Source organism: Pseudomonas syringae pv. tomato str. DC3000, assembly GCF_000007805.1.
Lineage (GTDB): Bacteria > Pseudomonadota > Gammaproteobacteria > Pseudomonadales > Pseudomonadaceae > Aquipseudomonas > Aquipseudomonas avellanae.
In genome coordinates this window covers 1,998,263-2,023,609 of sequence record NC_004578.1, presented here as the reverse complement: position 1 = coordinate 2,023,609, position 25,347 = coordinate 1,998,263, and the positions used below count along the sequence as shown (strand labels likewise).

The following is a 25,347-nucleotide window of genomic DNA, read 5'->3' as shown; positions in this document are numbered from 1 at the left end:
CGTCCAGTAAAGCTGAATGGAAAATGGAACCTGCTGGCTACTGAAAACAGGAGATGAAAGTTGCAGTGGATCAAAGCGCTTAATCTGGAGATGTGGGCCGAAACAGTCCAGGCTAAAGGCAAGATGCCCGGCCTCGTGAGCGACCTAATATGGGCCACGGCATCAAAAGTCAGATACCTAAGATTTCCAAACGGGGATAAAGGCCAGGTTCGAGGCTACGATGGCGAACTTGACGCAGAATCCTCCTCATCGTTCATCCCGGACGGCAAGTCCGTCTGGGAGTTTGGAACAAGTGGTGCAGGTAAAGCCAAGGCTGAGAGTGACTATAAAAAACGCACCAACGAGGTCGCGCCGGCTGATCGCGCGAACCTTACGTTGGTGATTGTTACACCTCGAACTTGGGACACCGGAGGAGAGAAACTCCCTGACTGGCTTGCGGAGAAAAACGCCCTAGGGGAGTGGAAAAAAGTTGAGTATCTCGAGGGAACGCGGTTAGAGAACTGGCTCGCCCAGTGCCCGGCCGTCGCGTCGAAATGGGCCAGTTGCGAGCTCAAGCTGACTCCCCAAATCGGAGTTCAGAGCACTGAAGAATTCTGGCAGTTCTACTCAAGCCGATTCTCACCCGAACTGAAGGAATCGGTATTGCTCGCCAGCCGAGAGGATCAAGCGAAAGAGTTGCTGGAAAAGCTGACTCAAAACAGCGGCCGCCTTGCATTTGCAGCCGACTCTCCTGACGAGGTCATTGCTTTCGTCATCGCGGCAATACGTAGCGCACCGGAACCCATCCGCAACGTACTGGAGGCCCGCACCCTAGTCGTAGAAACGGAAGAAGCCGTCAGGCATTGCTTAACACTGGACAATCTTATTTACCTTCCACGACAAGGCGCTAGGGCTTCGGCAGGGCGACTCGCTCGTGAAGGTGTTACCGTCATCAGTGCCGGGGCAGATGAGAAAAGCCATGATCACGTTCTCCTTCGCAGGCCAAGCAGCAGAGAAATGGGCAAGGCGTTCATGAATATGGGCATGAACGAAGACGCAGGTTACCAACTGGCTAGAACATGTGGCCGCAGCCTAGCGGTTCTGGCTCGACTGCACCCTAGTGGCACGGCTGAAAATCCTGAGTGGATTGAAGATGCTGACTTGTTGATCCCTGCCCTACTCGCTGGATCCTGGATGGCTGACGTGGAGCCGGATCGCTCAATCCTGAGTCTGCTCACCCGTAAAGATTACGATGACGCAGAAGAAGAGCTGCTCAAATTTACCAAGATGCGGGATGCACCATTAGAGCGCATTGAAGATCTCTGGGCGATGAAAGCATCAGTGGACGCTTTTGTATACCTAGGGCATCTCATCAGCAGCAAACATCTGGATCGCTTCAAGGAAGCTGTAACCTCGGTTTTTTCAAAAGCTGCGCAAGCGCACAAACCTCCTACTGCGGATCAGCCCTTTTTGATGCCAGGCAGTAGAGATCAAAATCCGCTGCATACTGACTCCCTAAAAAGCGGCCTTATGAACACACTGCTGCACATGGCCGTGTTACATGAGCAAGCGCAGTTCAAAGTCTCACGCTCGAACCCTCAAACTTTCGTTGACGAGGTCGTCCGGGGCCTGCCAGGCCTGTCCAGCGATCACCGGCTCATTGCGAGTTTAGAGCAACAACTTCCCCTGCTGGCGGAGGCCTCCCCACACCCTTTTCTTGAGGCCCTTGAGCGTCAGCTTGAGGGCGACGCCACGATCCGTCCTATCTTCGACGAATACCCGGGCCTAATCACCCCGACTACCTATCATTGCGGTTTGTTGTGGTCTCTGGAGGCGCTGGCGTGGCTTCCGGATTTCCTACAACGAGCAGCACTCTGCCTCGCAAAGCTTGCAGCTCTGGATCCTGGTGGAAAGCTGACGAACCGGCCCATCAATAGCCTACGCTCGATCTTCCTTTCATGGAGTCCCGGCACTGCCGTCAGCACTCAACATCGGCTCGCGATTCTTGAGTCGATCATTAACGACGTCCCCTTCATCGCATGGCCGCTCCTGGAACAACTACTCCCTCGATTTAGCGACACCAGCACGCCGACGACGAAGCCGAGATTCAGAGAGCCCGAACAGAGAGAGAACGAAAACCTGACATACGGGCTTGTCTGGAAAAGTGAAGAAAGAATCGTTGAGCTCGCGATAACCCGGGCAGAATATGATCCAGCCCGCTGGGGCTCGCTGATCGACTCTTGGGCTCCGTGCAGGAACCCACGTTCGAACTGATCGTAAACGGCCTCGGACAGGTTCTCGGTGCTACCCAAGACGAACAGCAATCCGACATATGGAATGCACTTCGCAAACAAACCCTGCGCCACCGTAAGTATCAAGACGCGGACTGGGCATTGCCCTCTGACAGTATCGAAACGCTCGAGGCTTTGATCGAAAGACACAAGCCCGCAGCTTTGGTGGAATCTATAAGCTGGCTCTTCGACGATTGGATGCCCTCGTTCGATTTGGGCGATCAGACCTCCGACCCAATTCAGGCGGTGGAGGACGCCCGCCTGGCAGCTCTCAGGGGCATCATGGATGCGACGGGAATCGATGGCGTGGTGGGTTTGATGGAGCGCGTTAAGGTTCCTCGCTTGGTGATGTTCTCGATTCGCGGCCTACAGCTTCCTGATAACCAGCTTCTGCAACTGCTCACCAGGCTGCTCTCAAGCACCATTGGCGAGTCAGCCCTCGCTGCAAGCATCGTCTTGGCACATGGTATGGAACGGTTTGGTGACAGTTGGGCCACAGATGCAAAGGACGCTCTGCAGAAGAGTGGCTGGGATCATCAGAAGTGCGCTCTCGTGCTTTTGGGACTGGATGAAACCAAGGAAAGCTGGAATTACGTCACGTCTTTTGGGAATGAGACGGAGGCAGCGTACTGGAGCCAAAAATCGCCTATCAGGATCAACGGGCCGCTAGAAGATCTCACATTTGCCATCGAAAAATATCGCTCAGTGGGGCGATCTGCAGCAGCCCTGGCCGCAGCAGAGAAACGATTGGAGGAGCTTTCCGTCGCAACGACTCAGGCGATCATGTCGTCTGCAGTGTCTGAACATAACGCAGATCCAGAGGCGAAAAGCACATTTGGATTTCTAGACGTAGACAGGATTTTCTCCGCATTAGCGCAAAGATCTGACCTCCCACGGGAAAGCCTGGCAGCACTGGAGTTCATGTACCTTCCCATGCTCCGTACCGATAACCTTACGATCCATGAGCTTTTGCTGGAGCAGCCAGTGTTCTTTATGGGCATGGTTAGCAGGGTATTTCGAGCCAAAGACGAAGAGCCTCGAGATCTTTCCGAAACGGATAGAAAGCTGGCAACCGCTACCTATCGGCTACTCAAGGGGCTAAAGAAGCTGCCAGGTCAGAAAGGAAACGACGTGGATGAAGCTGCTCTGAGGACTTGGTGCGTAGATGTCCGAAAACTGGCGCAGGAATCGAACAGGGGTATGGTCACAGATCAACTGATTGGACAAATACTGGCACACGCCCCGCTTGGAGCGAAGGACTCGGCATGGCCTCACGAGGCCGTCAGAAACGTCATTGAAGTTTTGGCATCGCCTGAGGTTGAGCGAGGCATCAGCCTCGAACGTTACAACATGCGCGGGGTGTACAGCAAAATGCCGGATGAGGGCGGGGATCAGGAACGCGCCCTCGCCTCTCAATCGCGTGAGTGGGCTGCGAAAACGATAACATCAGTGAGAACGTCAGCAATGCTCCGCAGGATTGCTGAAGGCTGGGAAGCCGATGCGGAGCGGGCAGATATTGCTGCTGCTCAGCGAGCTACGCGTTGGTAGAAGTGCAGCTAAGAGGGGCTTGGCGTGAGTTGAGTTGAGTTTTGCCAGCACAGGTCAAGCACCTCTCCTACATTTGAATCGCTCGGATGGAAGCGCTGAAGAAGGAAATCTTTGTTTTCAAGGACAACGTTACCGACCCGGCAGACAAGGAGTGGGTTTTTCCACAATTGAAACAGTACGCAGACGAACAGCTACCTAAAAGGGCCGTGCCTAAGGAGGACGAGTTCGTAAGCGCAGAGATTGCCAGTGCCTACATCCGTGAACGTGGGCTGCTTATGCGCTCAATGAATTTGGAGAATTAAGACACGCGATGACAGATCAAAAAGGCAGACCGTAAAGTATGCCGCTGTCACCCTGCTGTCATGGCCACCGTTCTGAAATATAAGAAGTCGTTGAAAGCGCTGAATTGTATGGTGTCCCAGGCGGGGTTCGAACCTGCAACCTTCCCCTTAGGAGGGGGATGCTCTATCCAATTGAGCTACTGAGACACTGCGTGCCAGCACACCGATCGGTGCCAGCGATGACGGCGTGCATCTTAGCGGCATGCACCGCTTTTGTCATGTCGTCATTGCCCTCCAGGGCTGTAGCCGATGTCGCTACGAAACACAGCTGAATAAACCAATCATGCATTTTGCAATCCTCCAAAAAGCCACCATTGCAAAACGCACTGAAGACCACTTTTTTTCGATTTATAAACCATTGATTTTAATAGTTTTTTTATCTATTTCAGCTTGGCATGCAGACTGCATTATCGATATCTGTGAACACATCTCATCCCAAACGGTCGGGCACAGGTACTGGAAAATGAACAAGACTCTCTCAGCGTTGAATGCGGCAGCTCTGGTGGCTCTGGTGGCATTTCATTTCCAGGATTCCGGTGCCAAGGACACGCAGGTCACTGCGCCTGCTCCTGTCCATCACCAGATCAGCCATGCGCCTCAGTTGGCAATCATGACTGACCGTGTTGCCAGTGCAGCGGTGTTGGCAACTGACGATGATGCTTCCGTACAGATGCCTCGCGCCGAGCAGCGTTGGGTTTTCTGAGACCGTTTGAATCACCCAGTTACGAGAGTGTAGCCATGTCAAAATCCGCGTTGTCATTTCTGGTACTGGCGATCATGGCTGTGATCGTCAATCTGTTGCTGCCCGTTCATGCGCAGGCCTTAAGTATCGCTTCCAATATCGCTGCAGGCGTGTTCGCCAGCCTTTTCGTCGTCGCGCTATTCCTTGGCCGTCGCTTCAAGTTCGACCCGGTGCTGCGTTAAGCCCCATAGCCTCCCCCTTCATAGCCTCCCCCTTCGAGTAAACCGGCCGCAGCGCTCGACTGCACCTCTTAACCTCTGAAATCCTGCCTTGCCCCCCTCCCCGCCAACCCTTTGTCGGCTGGCTTCGTCTGCGCTGAATTCCGACCTAATTTCAGAGTCAAATGGCCATGATGGCAAAAAGCAGCTCGGTAGCGATTCCTTTTATCTGCGGGCAAACGCAATGACTTTGCAAATTTGCTCGCATTTCTGATAATTGGTGCTGGCCAAACGCCTTTATCTGAGTCAATATTTGTCACAGAATTGACGCCAAGGACTCGACGTTTTACTGCATTATGTTGGCTCCTTGGATCCCCGGTTGAACATTTGGCCAAAACGATTGTCTGACGAAGACAATCTTGCGGCCACTTGCTAGAACCGCTTCCCCTGAACTAACCGGTTAAATATATGAGCCCTATGAAACAGGCTACTTATTCCAGCCGCACGGCTGACAAGTTCGTCGTTCGCCTACCAGACGGCATGCGTAATCGCGTGCAGGAAGTAGCCAAGAATCATCACCGCAGCATGAACTCGGAAATCATTGCCCGCCTCGAACAAAGCCTGATTCAGGAAGGTGCACTTGGCGATGAGCCAAGCCTGCGCCTGGATAGTCCTGAGCTGTCCTTGCACGAACGCGAGCTGCTGCAACGTTTTCGCCAGCTTTCACATCGTCAACAGAATGCTCTCGTTTCGCTGATCGCCCATGACACGGAACTTGCTTCCGAAGAGTCCTGAGACTCAGCGCAAATGACCAAGGCCAGCGAAAGCTGGCCTTTTTTGTTGTAGTATTTTTCTTAGTTGACCGTCGGCATCACTAACAACGCACCCGCAACACAGCACCTTTTTTCGAGACACTGCGCAAACATAACGCGTCCACATAAAAAAACCGCCTGGTCATGGCGGTTTTTTTATTACAGCGTCGTTGCTGGAACAGAACTTCTAGAGCAGGAAGATCGTCGCCAGCCCGAGAAAGATGAAGAACCCGCCGCTGTCAGTCATCGCCGTAATCATGACGCTCGCACCCATTGCGGGGTCGCGACCCAGACGCGCAAGCGCCATAGGGATGGATACGCCCATCAAGGCGGCCAGCAGCAAGTTAAGCGTCATAGCTGCCGTCATGACCACGCCAAGTGACCAGCTGCCATACAACAGGTAAGCGACAACCCCGATAACCCCACCCCACAGCAGGCCGTTGATCAGGCCCACAGCCAGCTCCTTGCGCAGCAGCCGGGACGTATTGCCGGTGTTGACCTGATCCAGCGCCATTGCGCGCACGATCATGGTGATGGTCTGGTTACCCGAGTTGCCGCCAATGCCGGCGACGATGGGCATCAGCGCAGCGAGCGCCACCAGCTTCTCGATGGAGCCTTCAAACAGGCCAATTACCCGCGAAGCGAGGAATGCAGTGACCAGGTTGACCGCCAGCCACGCCCAGCGGTTGCGCAGCGAGCGCCATACCGAAGCGAAGATATCTTCCTCTTCTCGCAGACCCGCCATGTTGAGGACTTCGTTTTCGCTCTCTTCACGAATCAGGTCGACGATTTCATCGATGGTCAGACGGCCAATCAATTTGCCGTTTTTGTCCACAACCGGCGTGGAGATAAGGTCGTAACGCTCGAAAGCCTGCGCGGCATCGTACGCATCGTCCTCAGGGTGAAAGCTGACCGGGTCGTTGGCCATGACTTCGCCAACCTGCTTCTCCGGATCATTGACCAGCAGTCGCTTGATCGGCAACACGCCCTTGAGAACGCCCTCGGAGTCGACCACGAATAATTTGTCGGTATGACCAGGCAGCTCTTTGAGCCTGCGCAGGTAGCGCAATACAACTTCAAGGCTGACATCCTCGCGGATCGTCACCATCTCGAAGTCCATCAACGCACCAACCTGGTCCTCGTCATAGGACAAGGCAGACCGGACACGCTCGCGCTGCTGAGAGTCCAGCGCTTCCATCAGTTCATGAACAACGTCGCGGGGCAATTCGGGAGCAAGGTCGGCCAGTTCGTCGGCGTCCATGTCCCGTGCCGCCGCGAGCAACTCATGATCGTCCATGTCGGCGATCAGGGTTTCACGAACGGAATCGGATACTTCAAGCAGAATGTCGCCGTCGCGATCGGCCTTGACCAGCTGCCAGACGGTCAGGCGATCTTCCAGAGGAAGGGCTTCGAGAATATAAGCGACGTCGGCGGAGTGAAGGTCTTCGAGCTTGCGCTGCAGCTCGACAAGGTTCTGCCGGTGAACCAGGTTTTCTACGCGGTCTTGATTCTGACCCTCCTGACGGTGGGTCAGGTCTTCAACAATACGCTGGCGCTGCAGCAGATCGACGACCTGAGCCAGGCGATCCTGCAAGCTTTCCTGCGTTTTTTTTACTTCTCTTTCGGTCATAGGCGAGCTCCACTCCCAGCAGCGGGGCACGCCGGGAGATCAATCAGTTAATTCATGATTGTTGAAAAACATTATTAAGTAACGACTGGGTAAGTCCATGGAGGTGTTCCACAAGCCCCGGCGGAGCTGACGGGCGCAATGATACACCGCTTTGAGCCAAGCGCATGCGAGAAATTCAGCTTATAACAATCGTTTGCAGCGCAAAGCTGCACAGCCACGTGAGCCGCCAGAGACGCTGCGTCACATTCAGCCAATAAAACGCGCTCGCCCCGGCTAACGACCACCGCTAGGCTCTCACCACACCCGTCACGGAGGACCTGGCCATGCGCGCCGCCATTCATCTGACCCTTTGCAACGCCCTGCTCTGCCTGCCCCTGCACGCAATCGCCAGCAGTGTTCAGCGCTGCGAGGACGCATCAGGAAAGATCATGTTCACGACGCTGGGCTGCCCGGCAGGTCATAGCACTCGCCTGCAGAGCGCCTTCAACGCACCACCCGGGACCCGGATCGATTTGCTTCCTTCTGCAAACAGCCGAGAGCCTGCGCGCCAAAGATCATCAGGCCAGGAACTGGTCGTGGTTGGCACCCGCGATGATGGCTGCGGCAACCGCTTGAGCGCCGAACAGCGCCGAGCGGCCATCATCAACCAGCGGACCCCTCCCGGTATGACGCAACGCGATGTGGAAAGCCTGCTGGGGCGTCCAGACAAAGTCAGCAACCGCAATGGGGAATTGCGTTACGTGTATAACCAGAAGAAAGGCCGCAGCAGTAGCGTGACATTTGATGAGCACGGGTGCGTTAAAGGAAAACGCTAGAAAGCAAAAAGCCCACATCTTTCGATGTGGGCTTTTCGTTGTATGGTGCACTCGACAGGATTCGAACCTGTGACCGCTCGGTTCGTAGCCGAGTACTCTATCCAGCTGAGCTACGAGTGCATTGGTACTTTTAGACCAGATCACCTCTGGTTGAAGCCAGTTATCGGAAATTCTGTAATTGCTTACAGCGCTTCAAACAACTTTAAATGGTGCACTCGACAGGATTCGAACCTGTGACCGCTCGGTTCGTAGCCGAGTACTCTATCCAGCTGAGCTACGAGTGCATGTGTTGGTGCCGCGCATTATAGATCGTCAGATTGTTTTGTCAATCACTTTTTCTAGTAATTTCAATAACTTACCGATCAAGCCCAATCTGACGCGCTACATAAATAATGGCGGAGAACGGGGGATTCGAACCCCCGACACCCTTTTGAGGTGTACTCCCTTAGCAGGGGAGCGCCTTCGGCCACTCGGCCAGCTCTCCGCAACACGGGGCGTATAATAACCACCCTTTTCCCCGTTTGCAAACCAAAAATTCAATAAAAATTAATGGCTTGGTTCTTCGTCCTTCTCTTTCTTGATCCGCAGGTAAATCTCTTCACGGTGAACCGCGACTTCTTTGGGCGCATTGACACCAATACGCACCTGATTACCCTTCACTCCGAGCACGGTTACGGTGATTTCACCATCACCAATGATCAGGCTTTCTGCGCACCGACGAGTCAGAATCAGCATACTTTTCTCCTTACGCCTTTATTAAGGGACCACGGTCTGCAACCGGCAGGCAAAGGTCGCTGGCGAAAAGCCATGACCGTTAACCTGTGTATCGACTAACGCAAAGAAAACAACAGCCTTTCTGCGCAGTACCCGAAAGACGCGGTCAGCCCGCGCCCTTCGACGACAGAGTCATTCACCCTGCCGAGGAGCATCCAGCTCGAACGCGGTGTGCAATGCGCGCACAGCCAGCTCCAGGTACTTCTCTTCGATGACCACAGAGACCTTGATCTCCGATGTGGAGATCATCTGGATATTGATGCTCTCCTTGGCCAGTGCTTCAAACATGCGACTGGCGACACCCGCGTGCGAGCGCATGCCGACACCGACGATGGACACCTTGGCAATCTTGGTATCGCCGGAAACTTCACGGGCACTGATTTCACGCGCGGTCGTCTCAAGCACCTGCAAGGCCGCCTGATAGTCGTTGCGATGGATCGTGAAGGTGAAATCGGTGGTGTTATCGTGCGAAACGTTCTGCACGATCATGTCCACTTCGATATTGGCCGCGCTGATCGGGCCGAGAATCTTGAACGCCACGCCGGGGGTGTCTGGCACACCACGGATGGTCAGCTTGGCTTCATCGCGGTTGAAGGCGATGCCGGAAATGATCGGCTGTTCCATGGATTCCTCTTCATCGATTGTAATAAGGGTGCCCGGCCCCTCTTTGAAGCTGTGCAGGACGCGCAGCGGGACGTTGTATTTACCGGCGAACTCGACCGCGCGGATCTGCAACACCTTGGAACCGAGGCTGGCCATTTCCAGCATCTCTTCAAAGGTGATCTTGTCCAGACGCTGAGCCTGCGACACCACACGTGGGTCGGTGGTGTACACACCATCGACGTCGGTGTAGATCTGGCACTCGTCAGCCTTCAGCGCAGCCGCCAGGGCCACTCCGGTGGTGTCAGAGCCGCCACGCCCAAGCGTGGTGATATTGCCGTGCTCATCGACACCCTGGAAACCGGCAACCACCACCACCCGACCGGCTTTCAGGTCGGAACGAATCTTCTGGTCGTCGATTTGCAGGATGCGCGCCTTGTTGTGCGCGCTGTCAGTGAGAATGCGCACCTGGTTGCCGGTGTAGGAAACCGCAGGCACGCCGCGCTTCATCAGCGCCATCGCCAGCAGCGCAATGGTCACTTGCTCGCCCGTGGAGACGATCACGTCCAGTTCACGGGGAACCGGCTGATCACTGATCTGCCTGGCCAGCTCGATCAAACGATTTGTTTCACCGCTCATGGCTGACAGCACGACCACCAGGTCGTCGCCCGCCTCACGGAATTTCTTGACCTTGTCGGCCACCTGCTCGATGCGCTCTACAGAGCCCACGGAGGTGCCGCCAAATTTCTGTACGATCAAAGCCATCTCAAAGCCGCCTCAGAACCCGTTAAGAGCACCTATTAACATTCAAACCTTACATGGCCTGCCGGCAAGCGACAGGCCTGCAGATTCGACTCAGATACCCTGCTCTACAAAAGGAACGGCCAGTGCCAGCGCTGAATCCAGCGCAGTTGCATCGACACCACCGCCTTGAGCCATATCAGGACGACCACCGCCTTTACCGCCTACTGCGGTTGCCGCCTGTTTCATCAAATCACCGGCTTTGAGTTGGCCAGTCAGGTCCTTGGTCACGCCTGCGACCAAGACAACCTTGTCTTCATGAACACTGCCGAGCAGGATCACTGCGCGGCCGAGCTTGTTCTTCAACTGGTCGACAAGCGCCAACAGCGCCTTGCCGTCCTGGCCATCCAGGCGCGTAGCCAGAACCTTGACCCCTTTGACATCCAGCGCGGCCGACGACAGGTCGTCACCGGCGGCGCTGGCTGCCTTGGCTTGCAGTTGTTCCAGTTGTTTTTCCAGCAGACGGTTGCGCTCAAGCACCGCCGTCAGCTTGTCCAGCAGGTTGTCGCGATTGCCTTTGACCAGCGTCGCGGCTTCCTTGAGTTGATCTTCAGCCGAGTTCAGCCAGGCCAGCGCAGCCGCGCCGGTCACCGCTTCGATACGGCGCACGCCTGCGGCAACGCCGCCTTCACTGACAATCTTGAACAACGAGATGTCACCGGTGCGGCTGGCGTGAATACCGCCGCACAGCTCGACGGAGAACTCGCCGCCCATGCTCAGCACACGAACGCTGTCACCGTACTTCTCGCCGAACAGCGCCATGGCGCCTTTCTTTTTCGCGGTGTCGATGTCGGTTTCTTCGGTGACCACCGGCGTGTTCTTGCGAATTTCGGCGTTGACGATGTCTTCCAGTGCACGCAGTTGCTCAGGCTTGATCGACTCGAAGTGGCTGAAGTCAAAGCGTAGACGCTGACTGTCGACCAGCGAGCCCTTCTGCTGCACGTGCTCGCCCAGCACTTGACGCAATGCGGCGTGCAGCAAGTGAGTGGCCGAATGGTTCAGTTTGGTTGCATCACGAACTTCATCGGCCACCTGTGTTTCAACCTGTACGCCGACGCTCAGGCTGCCGGACGCCACAACACCGTGGTGCAGGAATGCCCCGCCGGTCTTGGTGGTGTCACTGACGTCGAAGCGCGCATCACCAGCCAGCAGGAAGCCGCTGTCGCCGATCTGGCCACCTGATTCGGCATAGAACGGGGTGGTGTCGAGAATCACCACGCCCTCTTCGCCTGCGTTCAGATGAGTCACCGACTGCCCGTCTTTATAGAGGGCAACGACGCTGGCGCTGCCGGTGGTCGCCGAGTAACCGGTGAATTGGGTGGCCACATCGACCTTGACCAGACTGTTGTAGTCCATGCCGAACGAGCTGGCCGAACGTGCACGCACGCGCTGGGCTTCCATTTCGCGCTCAAAGCCCTCTTCGTCCAGCGTCAGGTTACGCTCACGGGCGATGTCACCTGTCAGGTCCATCGGGAAACCGTAGGTGTCATACAACTTGAACACGATTTCGCCGGGAACCACGGTGCCTTTGAGCTCGGCCAGATCCTGCTCGATGATCTTCAAGCCTTGTTCCAGAGTCTTGGCGAACTGCTCTTCTTCGCCTCTGAGGACGCGCTCGATGTGCGACTGCTGTTGCACCAGTTCAGGGAATGCCGAACCCATCTCGGCGACCAGCGCGGCGACGATCTGGTAGAAGAAGCTGCCCTTGGCACCGAGCTTGTTACCGTGACGGCAGGCGCGACGAATGATGCGGCGCAGCACATAGCCACGGCCTTCGCTGGAAGGCAGTACGCCATCGGCGATCAGGAAGCCGCAAGAACGAATGTGGTCAGCCACGACTTTCAGCGAAGCCTGGTTGTCGTTGCTGCAACCGATGGCATTGGCCGATGCGGTAAGCAGGCTCTGAAACAGGTCGATTTCGTAGTTGGAATGCACGTGCTGCAGAACGGCACTGACCCGCTCAAGACCCATGCCGGTATCGACCGACGGCGCTGGCAGCGGGTGCAGCACGCCATCAGCGGTACGGTTGAACTGCATAAAAACGTTGTTCCAGATTTCAATGTAACGGTCGCCGTCCTCTTCCGGCGAGCCTGGCGGGCCACCCCAGATGTCCGCGCCGTGGTCGAAGAAAATCTCGCTGCACGGGCCACACGGGCCGGTGTCGCCCATGGTCCAGAAGTTGTCGGAGGCGTAAGGCGCGCCTTTGTTGTCACCGATGCGAACCATGCGTTCGGCCGGGACGCCGATCTCTTTGGTCCAGATATCGTAGGCTTCGTCGTCGGTCGCGTAGACGGTGACCCAGAGTTTTTCCTTGGGCAGGTTCAGCCACTTCTCGGAAGTCAGGAAGGTCCAGGCGTAGGTAATGGCATCACGCTTGAAATAGTCACCAAAGCTGAAGTTACCCAGCATTTCGAAAAAAGTGTGGTGACGAGCGGTATAGCCGACGTTTTCCAGGTCGTTGTGCTTGCCACCGGCACGCACGCATTTCTGACTGGTCACGGCGCGGGTGTAGGCGCGTTTTTCCTGGCCCAGGAAGCAATCCTTGAACTGGTTCATGCCTGCGTTGGTGAACAGCAGGGTTGGGTCATTGCCCGGAATCAAGGAGCTTGAAGGGACACGGGTGTGGCCTTGCTCTTCGAAGAAGCCAAGGAAGGCTTCACGGATTTCTGCGCTTTTCATAGGTTCTTCCACGGAGACTGCGGCCAGAGGCAAGTGCAAAACGTCAAATGACGTAGCGACGGCAAAGGGCCGCATTATATAGGCGTTGCGCCCTCGGTACAGTGTGTTTGTGCGATAGAGACAAGTAACTGGATTATCGGCATGTCATGGGTGTTCAAAGGCTGCGAATGCCGCGATCACTTGCTCTGCCTGAGCACGCGAAACATTCAGGTGAGTGACCATGCGCAGCCGCGACGCGGCAGTGAGCACGATGCCACGCTCGGCGCAGAATGCCTTGAGCGCTGCGGCGCGATCACCGATCTGCACATAGACCATGTTGGTCTGCACAGGCTCGACACTGTAACCCAGCCCGCTCAAGCTCTCGGCCAGAAACGCCGCATTGGCATGATCGTCGGCCAGCCGCTGGACCTGATGATCCAGCGCATAGAGCCCGGCAGCGGCCAGCCCGCCTGCCTGACGCATGCCCCCGCCGAGCATCTTGCGCAGACGCCGCGCCTTGACCATCAGCGGCTGCGAGCCGCACAGCACCGAGCCAATGGGGGCGCCCAGGCCTTTGGATAGGCAGATGGAGACTGAATCGAAGTGCCGGGTGATCTCCCGGGCATCAACGCCCAGCTTGACCGCCGCGTTGTACAGCCGCGCGCCGTCGAGGTGCAGCGCGAGGCCTTTTTCCAGGGTCAGCTTGCGCGCGGCGGCCAGGTACTCAAGCGGCAGCACCTTGCCCTGCATGGTGTTTTCCAGGGCCAGCAGGCGTGTGCGGGCAAAGTGGAAGTCGTCCGGCTTGATGGTGTCGAGCACCTGTTGCAGGCTCAGCGAACCGTCCGCCTGCACGTCCAGCGGCTGAGGCTGAATCGAGCCCAGTACCGCCGCGCCACCCCCTTCGTATTTATAGGTGTGGGCCTGCTGACCGACGATGTATTCATCGCCCCGCTCACAGTGCGCCATCAACGCCAGCAGATTGCTCATGGTGCCGGAGGGCACGAACAAGGCGGCGTCGAACCCGAGGCGCTCGGCGAGCGTGGCCTCGAGCAGATTGACCGTAGGGTCTTCACCGTAGACATCATCGCCCACCGGCGCATGTGCCATGGCGTCAAGCATGCCTGCGGTGGGCAGAGTCACTGTGTCGCTGCGCAGATCGATGACCGTCACGAAAAAGCTCCCTGAAATTGAAGATCGATAATGCATGCAACCTTTGGCTTGCAACAAGGCATTACTGAGGCTGCGGTACATGATAATCAAGCGCTGCCGCTCTCGATACTCCGCGTCCTTATAAGAAAAAGGCAGGTGCACTGTACGAAAGTGTCCATGCATGATCGAACAAACTGTGATAAAAATCCCGCACTGGACACGTAATGTGCCGGTAACGTTCTCAGGGCGGGGTGCAACTCCCCACCGGCGGTAATGGCGCGCAATGCGTCTAGCCCGCGAGCGCTTGGGGGTTTCAGCTTTGGCTGACGACCTGCAAGGTCAGCAGACCCGGTGTGATTCCGGGGCCGACGGTCATAGTCCGGATGAAGAGAGAGCGGGATTGGTGTCTGCAAGAACGTCTGCAAAACCTCATCATGAACGACATCGTTCAGGAGGCTTTCCTACGCGACTTGAATCCCTTTCGATCCAAAATGCCCTGTTTTTTTCATTAAATTAAACAGGAGTCAGAACACGTGCAACCTACTGCAATCGACAGCAAAAGCAAAAGCCATCCGAACGAACGCGTCGCTTTCATCCAGGCCTGCTGGCATAAGGATATCGTCGATCAGAGCCGTAAAGGTTTTGTCGCCGAAATGGCCAAACAGGGTTATGCCGAAAGTGACATCGACATCTTTGAAGTCGGCGGCGCCTTCGAAATCCCGCTGCATGCAAAACTGCTCGCCAATACCGGCCGCTACGCCGGCATCGTCGGCGCTGCACTGGTGGTGGACGGTGGTATCTATCGCCACGAATTCGTTGCGCAGTCAGTGGTCAGCGCATTGATGCAGGTCCAGCTGGAAACCGAAGTACCGGTTTTCTCCGTGGTCCTGACGCCGCATCACTTCCATGCGGGTGAAGAGCACCAGAAGTTCTTCTTCGATCACTTCTCGCACAAAGGCGAAGAAGCGGCCAAGACCTGCGCGGATACCTTGAACAAGGTGCGCAGCCTGCGTCGTCTGGATGCGCAGCAGAAAGCTGCCTGCTGAAACGCGAAACATCGGCACGAGAGGCGTTCGTCAGTACGACTCTCGTTGCGCAGTCTCTGCGTCGCAAATGCAAAGAGGACGCGCAGCGTCCTTAACGGCATGCCGACGCGGAGCGTCGCACGATAGTTGAGATTATCGTCAACCAAGCCCATCCGCATCAGCCGGCACAATCACAATGCCCGCCCGCAGGCCATTTTTGACCTTGGGGTTGGGGAAGATGATTCTTGCGCCCTCTTCTTTCACCACCCAGCGTGAATCACTCACGTCTTCGGCCAGCACGTAGCCTTTTTCCAGCTCGGAGAAGTTCTCCACATCATCCGCCAGGTTGAAGGTGAACGCATCGCTGCGCTTGATCACTTCACGTGCGACGCTGAACAGTTGCAGCCCCTCAAGACGCTCATCCGGCTGGGGTTCGCTGCCTTCAATGATCTGCTCCAGACGCAAACGCAATGGCGCGAGATTAACGTGCCGGTTCTGTCCAAACGGGCGGGCCTTGCCCAGTTCCAGTGTAAAAGCCTCGGCCCCGAGCTGTTCGTAGGTGTAGGCGCTGAACACTATGGAGGGTTTGTTCTGCAGCAGCACTGCACTGATGCCCGCCGCACGCAGCCGGGCCAGTTCAAAGCGTGAGTGCTGACGGCCCTCTTTCCACGGATACAGCGCAAACTGCTCGATCTTTGAGCCGCGAATGGCAGTGTGCAGGTCGTAATGCAGCCGATAGCGGTCCGGCAGGCTGAAAAAGCTGGCAGCCAGCCGCTCCAGTTCACAAGCGCGCAGGGCTTCCGCGCCACCGCTTTGTTCGTGCCGGCCATTGAACAGCCGGTTGACGTCCTGCTCGACATAACGCGCACCCAGCCGCATGGCAGCAGGGTTGCCAAACAGAAACAGAATACGTGCGCGCGGTTTGAGGTCGCCACGCGCGATGCTGCGGATCAGTTCATCAAGCAGCTCGATGGGCGCTGTCTCGTTACCATGAATACCGGCAGACAGCAGCAGGTCAGTGCCATTGTCACGAGCCTGTGGCGGGCGGACTTCCAGAGCCCCCTCAGCCAGCCAGCGCATCCGCACGCCTTCGACGGTCAGTTGAGTCTTTTCCGCTGGTTCACGTCCAGCCAGGGTCAGTTCAAGCAGTTTGCCGAGGGCGAGCATGGCGCGCTTCCTTAGTGGTTGCAGTCAGGGCCGTGAACGTGACCGTCTTCTTCGGCACCGACGTCGGCCGGTTCCATTTCCAGTTGCAGGCTGACCAGATTGGTCGCCAGCGGGCGCAGCAGCAGATTGGCGTATTCGGCATCGTCTTCTTCGACGTCCACGCCGATCAGCAACTGGCCACGGCCGTCTTGCTGAATCCACAGCTCCTTGCCCTGCCAGATGATGGCAACGCGGGTGCAGGAGGTTTCCAGCTGGGTGCCATCAGTGTCTTCAAGGATCAGTTGCAGGGCGTCGCTCATGTCGAAATGCTCTCTATAAAGGAAGTCGTGCGCCGGCCAATGGCCCGGCGCGCAAGGTGTTTCAATTCAGTTGAAACGGATAAACGGCGCCCAGTTTAAGGATTTGCGTCAGTTCATCCAATGCCGTGCGGCATTCAGTCAGTAATCGGGGGTCGGCCAGATCGTTTTCGCTCATGCGATCACGGTAGTGCCTGTCGACCCATTGCGTCAGCGTTTCATACAACGGCGCGGTCATGATCACGCCGGGGTTTACTGCAGCCAGCTCGGTTTCATTGAGCGCCACGCGCAGGCGCAGGCACGCCGGGCCGCCACCGTTCTGCATGCTCTGCTTGAGGTCGAAGACCTTGACCTCGGCGACCGGGCCGGCATCGGCAATCAGCCGTTGCAGGTAGCCCCAGACGTTGGCATTGGCCTGGCATTCCTGTGGCACGATCAGCAGCATCGAGCCATCCGGACGCGACAGCAACTGGCTGTTGAACAGATATGAGCGCACCGCATCCTGAACCGAGACCTCGGCGCGTGGCACGCAAACAGCCTGCAGCTGGCCGCCGGCCCGGCTGAGTTTGTCGCGCAGCTCGCCCAGCATCTGTTCGGTGTGGAGAAAGGCGTCCTCGTGATAGAACAGCACTTCACCGTTGCCGACCGCGATCACATCGTTATGAAACACGCCTTGATCGATCACCGCCGGGTTCTGCTGCCCGTACACAACGCACTCATCGCTCAGACCATGCAGGCGCGCCACCGCTCGTGAAGCTTCCAGCGTCTGCCGCGCCGGGTACTTCTGCGGTGCTGCGTAGCGGGTATCGAAAGCGCTGCGGCCAAACACAAAAAACTCTACCCCGGCCTGACCGTAGTCCTGACAGAAACGCGTGTGGTTGGCCGCGCCTTCATCGCCGAACTGCGCCACTGATGGCAAGGCCGGGTGATGAGCGAAGTGCTTCGCGTCGGCAAACATGGCCCCCAGCACGCGGCTGGTGGTCGGATGCTCGATGCTGCGATGGTATTTGCAGTTGAGGTTGGCCGCCGTGAAATGCACACGGCCATCAGCGGTATCGGCGCTGGGGCTGACCGTCGCCGCATTGGCCACCCACATGCTCGATGCCGAGCAACTGGCGACCAGCAACGGCATGTCCTGACGGGCAGCTTTCTCGATCACTTGCTCATCGCTGCCGGTAAAACCCAACTGACGCAGACTGGCAACGTCAGGACGCTCCTGAGGTGCCAGCACGCCTTGGGTAAAACCCATGTCCATCAGCGCCTTCATTTTTGCCAGGCCCTGCAGCGCCGCTTCACGCGGGTTCGAGCACTGCTGGCTATTACTCTGGGAGGCGACGTTACCGTAGGACAACCCGCCGTAGTTGTGGGTTGGCCCGACCAGACCGTCAAAATTCACTTCACAGGACTTCATCGGCAAGGCTCCGTGGATCTGTTTTTATAAGCATTCTTTCTTTACGCGCATGCTTTACGCACATTCTCTAGGCAAGGCACTCAGCTCAGCCGCACACCCGGGGTCAACGTCGCGGGCAGAGTCAGGCTGCCGGTCTCCAGCGACGCCACCGGATAGGCGCAGTAATCGGCCGCGTAATAGGCGCTGGCGCGATGATTGCCCGACGCCCCGACGCCACCGAACGGCGCGCTGCTGGCGGCCCCGGTCAATTGCTTGTTCCAGTTGACGATGCCGGCGCGGCTTTGCAGCCAGAACTGCTGATAACGCGCTTCGGAGTCCGAGAGCAGGCCCGCCGCCAGACCGTATTGAGTGGCGTTGGCCTCGGCGATCGCCGCATCAAAACCGGCGTAGCGGACGACCTGCAACAGCGGGCCGAACAGCTCTACATCGGGCCTGTTTGCGACTGCGCTGACATCGACAATACCGGGCGTCAGCAGCGCCGCACCGGGTTGCGGCTGACGCATTTCCAGCAAGGTCACCGCGCCATTGGCGAGCAGATGACGCTGCGCGTCGAGCAAAGCCCGCGCGGCCTCAAGCGAAATGACAGAGCCCATGAACGGCGCAGGTTGCTGATCAAACGCCCCCACGTCGAGGGTCGCGCTGACGGCAACCAGCCGCGCCAGCAACGCATCTCCCCAGTCGCCCTCGGGCACCAGCAGACGACGCGCACAGGTGCAGCGCTGGCCTGCGGAGATAAACGCCGATTGAATGATGGTGTAAACCGCCGCGTCGATGTCCTGGACCTGATCGACCACCAACGGATTGTTACCGCCCATTTCCAGGGCGAGAATCTTGTCCGGTCGCCCGGCGAACTGCTGATGCAGCGCGTTGCCAGTGCGGCTCGACCCGGTGAAGAACAGGCCATCGATACCCGGATTCGCCGCCAGGGCGATACCGGTTTCGCGTCCACCTTGCAGCAGGTTGAGGACACCGGCAGGCAAGCCGGCTTCGATCCAGCATTTGACGGTCAGTTCGGCGACTTTCGGCGTCAGCTCGCTCGGTTTGAACAGCACCGTATTGCCTGCCAGCAAGGCCGGGACGATATGGCCGTTAGGCAGGTGGCCCGGAAAGTTGTACGGCCCGAATACGGCAACCACACCGTGCGGCTTGTGGCGCAACACAGCGGTAGCATCGCCCAGCGGAGCGCTTTTCTCGCCGGTTCTTTCGCGATAGCTCTGCACTGAAATGGCGATCTTGTTGACCATGCTGGTCACCTCGGTCGCCGATTCCCACAACGGCTTGCCGGTTTCTTCACCGATGCAATTCGCCAGTTCGTCAGCGTGCGCCTTGAGGCTGACAGCAAAAGCGTCCAGCACGGCGATGCGCTGATCAAGTGAAAGCAGCGCCCAGGCGGGAAACGCCTGGCGCGCGGCCTGTACAGCGTGATCCACCTGTTCAGCGGTCGCGCCTTGCCCGGACCACAACACGTGCAGGGTCACCGGGTTCAACGAATGGAACAGCTCGCCCTGCCCGGCTTGCCAGGCACCTGCGATATACAGGGTACTCATCAAACGCCCTCCCGCGCGGCGGACAACGGCACTGCGCGCACGTTGTCGCCAGCATTCATACGCAGCCGCTTGGCGGTTTGCGGCGCGACCACCAGCGTACCGGCAGCAAACCGCGCAGCGCCTACGGTCACGCGGCAATCTTCACGCTTGCGGTTGTAGATCAGGAACTGTGGTGCGTCGTCGCCCGGCGTGCCGATGGCCAGCACCAGGGCCTGGCTGTCCTTGACCGCGCGGATCTTGCCGGTCTCGCACTCGATGGCCGGGCCCGCATCGAAGATATCGACGTAGCCCTGATACGAGAAGCCCTCACCCTTGAGCATGGTCAGCGCAGGCTCTGTGTCGGCGTGCACGCGACCGATCACGTTGCGTGCGTCTTCGGACAGAAAGCAACTGTACAGCGGAAACTTGGGCATCAGCTCGGCGATAAACGCCTTGTTACCCACGCCGGTCAGGTAATCGGCCTGGCTGAACTCCATCTTGAAGAAGTGCCGCCCCAGGCTCTCCCAGAACGGCGAACGGCCATTCTCGTCGGACATGCCGCGCATCTCGGCAATGATCTTGTTACCGAACAGTTTCGGAAACTCAGCAATGAACAGCATGCGCGCCTTGGACAGCAGGCGACCGTTGAGGCCGCTGCGCGAATCGCTGTGCAGGAACAGCGAGCACAATTCGGAATTGCCAGTCAGGTCGTTGGCCAGAAACAGCGTAGGAATTTCCCGGTAAATGTTCAGTTCCTGGGAGGCGCTGACCGTCAGCCCGACCCGGTAGTTGTACCAGGGCTCACGCAGGCCGACCGCGCCAGCGATGGCGGAAATGCCCACCACTTTGCCGTCGTCGTCTTCGAGCACGAACAGGTAATCGGCGTCGCCGCGCTCGGCTTCTCCGCGAAAGGTCTTTTCAGCCCAGCCAACCCGATGGGCCAGGCGTTGCTCGTTGGCCGGCAGGGTGGTCAGACCGGCGCCGGTGCTGCGCGCCAGCTCGATCAACGCGGGCAGGTCGCTGCTGCGTACGGGACGAACGATCATGTTATCTCCTCAGCGGCTCATCGAGAGCCTTGAAACGGGCTAATCCGCAATCGAACGTCCGGCTCAGACCGCGACGATGCGCACACTGGCACCTTCACCCACACCCAGCGCGTCGGCGGCCTGCAGGCTCAGAACCACCGGCCGGCCGGGTGCCCAGTCGAGTTCCAGCAACACCGCGCGGTAATCCTGCAGCAGACCATTGGCAACCAGATACAGACGCCCGCCCTTGCCCACGTCGCTGCTGTGCGCTGTCTCGACCTTGACCGGTACCAGACGACTCTGCGCGATGGAGCGGATGCCGGACACTTTGGCATGCAGGGTCGGGCCACCGTCGAAGATGTCGATGTAATGATCGGTTTCAAAACCTTCGCGCATCAGGATGTCGAAGGTGATCTGCGCACGCGGATGCACCTGGCCCATCGCCTCTTGCGCAGCGTCGGGCAGCAATGGCACGTAGATCGGGTAATGCGGCATCAGCTCGGCGAGGAACGTCCGGCTTTTCAGCCCGCACAGACGCTCGGCAGCGGCATAGTTGAGGTCAAAAAAGTTGCGCCCGATGGCGTCCCAGAACGGCGAATCGCCCTGCTCGTCGCTGTAACCGACGATTTCGGTGACCACTGAATCAGCGAAGCGCTCGGGGTGGCTGGCGACAAACAGCAGACGGCCACGCGAGTTGAGCTCCGACCAGGACGTGCCCACCAGCTCCGGGACCACGTAAAAGCTGGTCAGCAGGCTGTTGCCAGTCAGGTCGTGGCACTGGGAGAGCACATGGATCTTGTTGTGGATTTTCAGTTCGCGAGAGGCATGCACGAAGGTTTCGTTGCGAAAGCTGTAGAACGGCTCGGAGTAACCCGCCGAAGCGACGATGCCCGAGCAGCCCACCAGCTTGCCGCTCTCGCTGTCTTCGAGGACGAAGAAGTAGGTTTCTTCACCGTTGAAGCTGACCTCGGCGGCGAATGAGGCCTCCGACGAGCCGATCTTGTCGGTCAGGCGGCCAGCATCGTCGGGCAAGGACGTGACACCGATAGGGCTGTCGGCAGCGAGGCGTTGAACCTCGGCCAGATCAGCCATTTGCGCAGGGCGCATCACCAGCATGGTGCCACTCCTTGTAGATCGACCGGCCTCTGCGGCTGGCACTGATAAGTGCGCCAGGCGGCGTCAGGCCGCATGGCACAGGAAAATGTCCGGTGTTCGCCGATCGGGCAAGCACCGGAATACAGCGGATGAATCAGGACGTAAGCTTGGCGATGGCGCGCTCGAAGCGGTTCAGGCCTTCTTCGATGTCGGCGTCTTCGATCACCAGGCTTGGCGCGAAACGAATCACGTCGGGACCGGCCTGCAGAATCATCAGGTCCTGGGCTTCGGCAGCGTTGAAGATGTCCTTGGCCTTGCCTTTCCAGGCATCGGACAGCACGCAACCGATCAACAGGCCCAGGCCGCGCACTTCGGTGAACACGCCATATTGCTGGCCGATGCTTTCCAGGCGAGTCTTGAATTGTTGATGCTTACGCTGCACGCCAGCCAGCACTTCAGGCGTATTGATGACGTCGATCACTGCCTCACCCACCGCGCAGGCCAGCGGGTTGCCGCCGTACGTGGTGCCGTGCACACCGACTGCGAAGTGCTTGGCGAGCTTTTCAGTGGTCAGCATGGCCGCCAGCGGGAAACCGCCGCCAATGCTTTTGGCGCTGGAAAGGATGTCCGGGGTCACGCCGTAATGCATGTACGCAAACAGATGGCCACTACGGCCCATGCCGCTCTGCACTTCGTCGAATACCAGCAGCGCGTTGTGCTCGTCACACAGTTTGCGCGCGCCTTGCAGGTAGTCGAGCTCGCCCGGCAAAACACCGCCTTCGCCCTGAATAGGCTCCAGCACCACGGCGCAGGTCTTGTCGGTCACAGCCGCTTTCAAGGCTTCAAGGTCGTTGTAAGGCACGTGGCTGATGCCGGTGATTTTCGGCCCGAAACCATCGGAGTATTTCGGCTGGCCACCGACGCTCACGGTGAACAGGGTACGGCCGTGGAAGCTGTTTACCGCCGCGATGATTTCGTACTTCTCGGGGCCGTACAGGTCGTGCGCCACACGGCGCGCCAGCTTGAAGGCCGCTTCGTTGGCTTCGGCGCCCGAGTTACAGAAGAACACGCGCTCGGCGAAGGTCGAGTCCACCAGTTTTTTCGCTAGACGCAGGGTCGGCTCGTTGGTGAACACGTTGGACACATGCCAGAGGTTATTGGCCTGCTCGGTCAAGGCACCGACCAGCGCCGGGTGGCAGTGGCCCAATACGTTGACGGCGATCCCGCCCGAGAAGTCCACCAGTTCGCGCCCCGCCTGATCCCAGACGCGGGAGCCCGCACCACGCACAGGGATGAACCCGGCAGGGGCGTAATTGGGGACCATTACCTGGTCGAAATCGGCGCGTTGCACCGCAGCATGCTCAACGGACATCGGAGTCTCCTGATGAGGAACGCCTGCCTGAAACTGGCGAGCGATGGAAAGATTGTAAGGACTGAATGGTGTTCGGCCTTGCCGCCAGGCGACAACTTGTTACAGCGCAAAACCGGGTTTTTTCAAGGCTTTCGGCAATGCGACATATTGCGTCACAAAGGCGCAGTTTAAACGGATTGAGGCCGGCCTGTCTGGACCAGAGCTGTCGCGGCAGCACTTCTATCGCGACAAGACAATCAACCGCGCTCGGCAGGCACCGGCGAAAGCTCGAACGGGCTGCTGCTGCGTCGCTGGTTGCGGTCTTCACGCGGCGTGGCGCCGAAGAAGTTGCGGTAGGCGCTGGAGAAGTGCGGCCCCGACGAGAATCCGCAGGACAGGCCGATCTGAATGATCGATTTGCTGGTCTGCATCAGCATCTGGCGGGCCTTGTTCAGGCGCAGTTCCAGGTAGTACTGACTGGGCACACGATTGAGGTATTGCTTGAAGATGCGCTCCAGTTGGCGGCGTGACACGCACACGTGCTGGGCGATTTCGTCGGTGGTCAGTGGCTCTTCGATGTTGGCTTCCATCAACAGCACCGCTTGGGTCAGCTTCGGATGGCTGGAACCCAGACGGTTCTGCAGCGGAATGCGCTGACGCTCGCCGCCTTCGCGAATGCGCTCGACCACCAGTTCTTCGGAAACCGCCCCGGCCAGTTCCGCGCCATGATCGCGGGACAACACCGCCAGCAACAGGTCGAGCACCGACATACCGCCACAGGCGGTCAAGCGGTCGCGATCCCAGTCAAACAGATGGCTGGTGGCGATGACTTTCGGGAAACGCTCGGCGAAATCGTCCTGCCAGCGCCAGTGCACGGCGGCGCGATAGCCATCCAGCAGGCCCAATTGCGCAAGCGGGTAAACGCCCGCCGACAGCCCGCCAATCGAACAACCGGCACGCACCAGTTGCTTGAGCGCGCTGCCCAGCGCAGGCGCCACGGCGGCAGGTGGTTCATCGGCCAGCAAAAACAGTTTCTGCAACCCTTCCAGCCGCCCGGTCCAAGGCTCGCCCGGCAATTGCCAGCCGCCGGCAACCGCTGCGGGCTCGGCAAGCTCGGCCTGCAGAAACGACAATTCGTAGACCACTTCAGGGTGCACGCGCTGGGCAACACGCAAAGCTTCCTCGGCAAGTGCCAGGGTCATGGCTTTGGTGCCAGGCCAGACGAGGAAACCTATTCGATGGGCAGTCATTGGGACATCCGATACGTATTGCCGCAAAAGCCAAGCCTTGAAACAAGGCTCGATCTGGAACATCCAGGTCATGTCACGCGTCGCGCAGCATGCCCTGTTCTGCTGTAAAAAGGCATCGCCATGCGATGCCGATCGTCACTTGAGGCTGCCGGACAAAAACTGCTGCAAGCGCTCGGTCTGCGGATTGGCCAGCACTTCGCGTGGGTCGCCACGCTCCAGCACCACACCCTGATGCAGAAACACCAACTGGTTGGAGACTTCCCGGGCAAAGCCCATTTCGTGAGTCACCACCACCATGGTCCGGCCTTCCTGGGCCAGGCCCTGCATGACCTTGAGCACATCGCCGACCAGTTCAGGGTCGAGCGCAGAAGTCGGCTCGTCGAACAGCATCACCTCGGGCTCCATCGCCAGCGCGCGGGCAATCGCCACACGCTGCTGCTCGCCACCGGACATGTGCCCTGGATAAGCGTCCTTGCGGTGCGCCACCCCGACCTTGGCCAAATAATACTCGGCCTTTTCCAGCGCTTCCTTTTTCGAAACGCCCAGCACGTGAACCGGCGCTTCGATGATGTTCTGCAGCGCCGTCATGTGCGACCACAGGTTGAAGTGCTGAAACACCATCGACAGCCGCGAGCGCATGCGCTGCAACTGTTTGGCGTCGGCCGCCTTGAGGCCGCCGTCCTTGTTCGGCACCAGCTTCAACTCTTCGTTGTTGAGCAGGATCTTGCCGGCATGGGGCTGTTCGAGCAGGTTGATGCAGCGCAGAAAGGTGCTTTTGCCCGAGCCGCTGGAGCCGATGATACTGATGACATCGCCAGCCTTCGCGGTCAGGGAAACGCCCTTGATCACTTCGTGACTGCCATAGCGCTTGTGCAGATCCTGGACTTCCAGTTTGTTCATGCT

Annotated in this window: 22 protein-coding genes, 4 tRNA genes and 1 riboswitch; of the genes, 8 read left to right on the top strand and 18 right to left on the bottom strand. The window is 58.2% G+C overall.

Annotation, left to right across the window (positions count from 1 at the left end; all coding sequences use genetic code 11):
• The first annotated feature begins 60 nt into the window (after positions 1-60).
• From PSPTO_RS09660 to PSPTO_RS09650, 3 genes are all read left to right on the top strand, one after another.
• Complete coding sequence (locus tag PSPTO_RS09660; RefSeq protein WP_164923174.1) at positions 61-2,253, top strand: hypothetical protein; 2,193 nt, start codon at positions 61-63, stop codon at positions 2,251-2,253.
• Positions 2,229-3,818 carry a hypothetical protein gene (locus PSPTO_RS09655; RefSeq protein WP_164923173.1) on the top strand — a complete coding sequence of 530 codons (1,590 nt, stop codon included), beginning with the start codon at positions 2,229-2,231 and terminating at the stop codon, positions 3,816-3,818. The genes PSPTO_RS09660 and PSPTO_RS09655 overlap by 25 nt, the downstream gene beginning before the upstream one ends.
• Before the next feature lie 86 nt (positions 3,819-3,904).
• Positions 3,905-4,120 carry a hypothetical protein gene (locus PSPTO_RS09650; protein ID WP_226992689.1) on the top strand — a complete coding sequence of 72 codons (216 nt, stop codon included), beginning with the start codon at positions 3,905-3,907 and terminating at the stop codon, positions 4,118-4,120.
• A gap of 109 nt (positions 4,121-4,229) precedes the next feature.
• On the opposite strand, the gene PSPTO_RS09645 is transcribed toward PSPTO_RS09650, so the two are convergent.
• Positions 4,230-4,306: transfer RNA gene (locus tag PSPTO_RS09645), tRNA-Arg, on the bottom strand.
• A gap of 316 nt (positions 4,307-4,622) precedes the next feature.
• On the opposite strand from PSPTO_RS09645, the gene PSPTO_RS09640 reads away from it, so the two are divergent.
• The 3 genes from PSPTO_RS09640 (at position 4,623) to PSPTO_RS09630 (ending at position 5,854) form a co-directional block, all read left to right on the top strand.
• The gene (locus PSPTO_RS09640; RefSeq protein WP_010204340.1) at positions 4,623-4,862 is read left to right on the top strand and encodes a hypothetical protein; all 240 of its coding nucleotides are present in this window, start codon (positions 4,623-4,625) and stop codon (positions 4,860-4,862) included.
• A gap of 35 nt (positions 4,863-4,897) precedes the next feature.
• Positions 4,898-5,083, top strand: a complete 186-nt coding sequence (locus tag PSPTO_RS09635; protein WP_057443210.1) for a PA3371 family protein — start codon at positions 4,898-4,900, stop codon at positions 5,081-5,083.
• A 444-nt stretch (positions 5,084-5,527) separates the two neighbouring features.
• Entirely contained in the window at positions 5,528-5,854 is a 327-nt protein-coding gene (locus tag PSPTO_RS09630) for an Arc family DNA-binding protein (RefSeq protein ID WP_002554423.1), read from the top strand.
• Between the two features lie 204 nt (positions 5,855-6,058).
• Here the strand turns inward: PSPTO_RS09630 and mgtE are convergent, their stop codons facing one another.
• Positions 6,059-7,501, bottom strand: a complete 1,443-nt coding sequence (gene mgtE, locus PSPTO_RS09625) for a magnesium transporter (protein ID WP_005767763.1) — start codon at positions 7,499-7,501, stop codon at positions 6,059-6,061.
• Between the two features lie 323 nt (positions 7,502-7,824).
• On the opposite strand from mgtE, the gene bamE reads away from it, so the two are divergent.
• On the top strand, positions 7,825-8,316 hold the full coding sequence (gene bamE, locus PSPTO_RS09620; protein WP_007245069.1) for an outer membrane protein assembly factor BamE domain-containing protein: 492 nt from the start codon (positions 7,825-7,827) through the stop codon (positions 8,314-8,316).
• Between the two features lie 43 nt (positions 8,317-8,359).
• On the opposite strand, the gene PSPTO_RS09615 is transcribed toward bamE, so the two are convergent.
• From PSPTO_RS09615 to ltaE, 7 genes are all read right to left on the bottom strand, one after another.
• Positions 8,360-8,436: transfer RNA gene (locus tag PSPTO_RS09615), tRNA-Arg, on the bottom strand.
• An 87-nt stretch (positions 8,437-8,523) separates the two neighbouring features.
• Positions 8,524-8,600: transfer RNA gene (locus PSPTO_RS09610), tRNA-Arg, on the bottom strand.
• Positions 8,601-8,709: 109 nt separating this feature from the next.
• Positions 8,710-8,800 (bottom strand) — tRNA-Ser (locus PSPTO_RS09605).
• A gap of 62 nt (positions 8,801-8,862) precedes the next feature.
• On the bottom strand, positions 8,863-9,051 hold the full coding sequence (gene csrA / locus PSPTO_RS09600) for a carbon storage regulator CsrA (protein ID WP_002554426.1): 189 nt from the start codon (positions 9,049-9,051) through the stop codon (positions 8,863-8,865).
• 171 nt (positions 9,052-9,222) lie between these two features.
• A complete protein-coding gene (locus PSPTO_RS09595; RefSeq protein ID WP_005731386.1) occupies positions 9,223-10,455 on the bottom strand; it encodes an aspartate kinase in 1,233 nt (410 codons plus the stop codon).
• A gap of 90 nt (positions 10,456-10,545) precedes the next feature.
• Positions 10,546-13,170 carry an alanine--tRNA ligase gene (alaS, locus tag PSPTO_RS09590; protein ID WP_011103723.1) on the bottom strand — a complete coding sequence of 875 codons (2,625 nt, stop codon included), beginning with the start codon at positions 13,168-13,170 and terminating at the stop codon, positions 10,546-10,548.
• A 144-nt stretch (positions 13,171-13,314) separates the two neighbouring features.
• On the bottom strand, positions 13,315-14,319 hold the full coding sequence (gene ltaE / locus PSPTO_RS09585; protein WP_011103722.1) for a low-specificity L-threonine aldolase: 1,005 nt from the start codon (positions 14,317-14,319) through the stop codon (positions 13,315-13,317).
• 212 nt (positions 14,320-14,531) lie between these two features.
• Positions 14,532-14,698, top strand: a riboswitch (FMN riboswitch).
• Between the two features lie 133 nt (positions 14,699-14,831).
• On the opposite strand from ltaE, the gene PSPTO_RS09580 reads away from it, so the two are divergent.
• A complete protein-coding gene (locus tag PSPTO_RS09580) occupies positions 14,832-15,344 on the top strand; it encodes a 6,7-dimethyl-8-ribityllumazine synthase (RefSeq protein WP_005616613.1) in 513 nt (170 codons plus the stop codon).
• A gap of 138 nt (positions 15,345-15,482) precedes the next feature.
• Here PSPTO_RS09580 and astE read toward each other — a convergent pair whose 3' ends face one another.
• The 9 genes from astE to PSPTO_RS09535 all read right to left on the bottom strand — a co-directional run bounded on the left by astE (position 15,483) and on the right by PSPTO_RS09535 (position 25,344).
• A complete protein-coding gene (gene astE / locus PSPTO_RS09575; protein WP_005767756.1) occupies positions 15,483-16,490 on the bottom strand; it encodes a succinylglutamate desuccinylase in 1,008 nt (335 codons plus the stop codon).
• 11 nt (positions 16,491-16,501) lie between these two features.
• Complete coding sequence (locus tag PSPTO_RS09570; RefSeq protein ID WP_005767754.1) at positions 16,502-16,789, bottom strand: hypothetical protein; 288 nt, start codon at positions 16,787-16,789, stop codon at positions 16,502-16,504.
• Positions 16,790-16,850: 61 nt separating this feature from the next.
• Positions 16,851-18,197 carry an N-succinylarginine dihydrolase gene (astB, locus tag PSPTO_RS09565; protein ID WP_011103720.1) on the bottom strand — a complete coding sequence of 449 codons (1,347 nt, stop codon included), beginning with the start codon at positions 18,195-18,197 and terminating at the stop codon, positions 16,851-16,853.
• Between the two features lie 80 nt (positions 18,198-18,277).
• Entirely contained in the window at positions 18,278-19,747 is a 1,470-nt protein-coding gene (gene astD / locus PSPTO_RS09560; protein ID WP_161797808.1) for a succinylglutamate-semialdehyde dehydrogenase, read from the bottom strand.
• Positions 19,744-20,769: an arginine N-succinyltransferase gene (astA, locus tag PSPTO_RS09555; protein WP_007245075.1), complete on the bottom strand. Its 1,026-nt coding sequence runs from the start codon at positions 20,767-20,769 to the stop codon at positions 19,744-19,746. Before astA ends, astD begins: the two co-directional genes overlap by 4 nt.
• A 63-nt stretch (positions 20,770-20,832) precedes the next feature.
• Positions 20,833-21,864, bottom strand: coding sequence for an arginine/ornithine succinyltransferase subunit alpha (aruF, locus tag PSPTO_RS09550; RefSeq protein WP_005616608.1), 1,032 nt, complete (start codon positions 21,862-21,864; stop codon positions 20,833-20,835).
• Between the two features lie 133 nt (positions 21,865-21,997).
• Positions 21,998-23,215 (bottom strand): aspartate aminotransferase family protein, encoded by a 1,218-nt coding sequence (locus PSPTO_RS09545; RefSeq protein WP_011103718.1) that lies wholly within the window; start codon positions 23,213-23,215, stop codon positions 21,998-22,000.
• Between the two features lie 236 nt (positions 23,216-23,451).
• On the bottom strand, positions 23,452-24,444 hold the full coding sequence (argR, locus tag PSPTO_RS09540) for a transcriptional regulator ArgR (RefSeq protein WP_005740596.1): 993 nt from the start codon (positions 24,442-24,444) through the stop codon (positions 23,452-23,454).
• Positions 24,445-24,579: 135 nt separating this feature from the next.
• Positions 24,580-25,344: an ABC transporter ATP-binding protein gene (locus tag PSPTO_RS09535; protein ID WP_011103716.1), complete on the bottom strand. Its 765-nt coding sequence runs from the start codon at positions 25,342-25,344 to the stop codon at positions 24,580-24,582.
• Positions 25,345-25,347: the final 3 nt, after the last annotated feature.

Excerpts from the sequence above, each read along its gene's own strand:
- PSPTO_RS09635 (WP_057443210.1), top strand. The coding sequence starts at position 4,898 with ATGTCAAAATCCGCGTTGTCATTTCTGGTACTGGCGATCATGGCTGTG.
- csrA (WP_002554426.1), bottom strand. The coding sequence starts at position 9,051 with ATGCTGATTCTGACTCGTCGGTGCGCAGAAAGCCTGATCATTGGTGAT.
- argR (WP_005740596.1), bottom strand. The coding sequence starts at position 24,444 with ATGACTGCCCATCGAATAGGTTTCCTCGTCTGGCCTGGCACCAAAGCC.
- aruF (WP_005616608.1), bottom strand. The coding sequence starts at position 21,864 with ATGCTGGTGATGCGCCCTGCGCAAATGGCTGATCTGGCCGAGGTTCAA.
- PSPTO_RS09595 (WP_005731386.1), bottom strand. The coding sequence starts at position 10,455 with ATGGCTTTGATCGTACAGAAATTTGGCGGCACCTCCGTGGGCTCTGTA.
- bamE (WP_007245069.1), top strand. The coding sequence starts at position 7,825 with ATGCGCGCCGCCATTCATCTGACCCTTTGCAACGCCCTGCTCTGCCTG.
- astE (WP_005767756.1), bottom strand. The coding sequence starts at position 16,490 with ATGCTCGCCCTCGGCAAACTGCTTGAACTGACCCTGGCTGGACGTGAA.
- PSPTO_RS09640 (WP_010204340.1), top strand. The coding sequence starts at position 4,623 with ATGAACAAGACTCTCTCAGCGTTGAATGCGGCAGCTCTGGTGGCTCTG.
- PSPTO_RS09535 (WP_011103716.1), bottom strand. The coding sequence starts at position 25,344 with ATGAACAAACTGGAAGTCCAGGATCTGCACAAGCGCTATGGCAGTCAC.
- PSPTO_RS09570 (WP_005767754.1), bottom strand. The coding sequence starts at position 16,789 with ATGAGCGACGCCCTGCAACTGATCCTTGAAGACACTGATGGCACCCAG.
- PSPTO_RS09545 (WP_011103718.1), bottom strand. The coding sequence starts at position 23,215 with ATGTCCGTTGAGCATGCTGCGGTGCAACGCGCCGATTTCGACCAGGTA.
- alaS (WP_011103723.1), bottom strand. The coding sequence starts at position 13,170 with ATGAAAAGCGCAGAAATCCGTGAAGCCTTCCTTGGCTTCTTCGAAGAG.
- mgtE (WP_005767763.1), bottom strand. The coding sequence starts at position 7,501 with ATGACCGAAAGAGAAGTAAAAAAAACGCAGGAAAGCTTGCAGGATCGC.
- astB (WP_011103720.1), bottom strand. The coding sequence starts at position 18,197 with ATGAAGTCCTGTGAAGTGAATTTTGACGGTCTGGTCGGGCCAACCCAC.
- astA (WP_007245075.1), bottom strand. The coding sequence starts at position 20,769 with ATGATCGTTCGTCCCGTACGCAGCAGCGACCTGCCCGCGTTGATCGAG.
- PSPTO_RS09630 (WP_002554423.1), top strand. The coding sequence starts at position 5,528 with ATGAGCCCTATGAAACAGGCTACTTATTCCAGCCGCACGGCTGACAAG.
- PSPTO_RS09650 (WP_226992689.1), top strand. The coding sequence starts at position 3,905 with ATGGAAGCGCTGAAGAAGGAAATCTTTGTTTTCAAGGACAACGTTACC.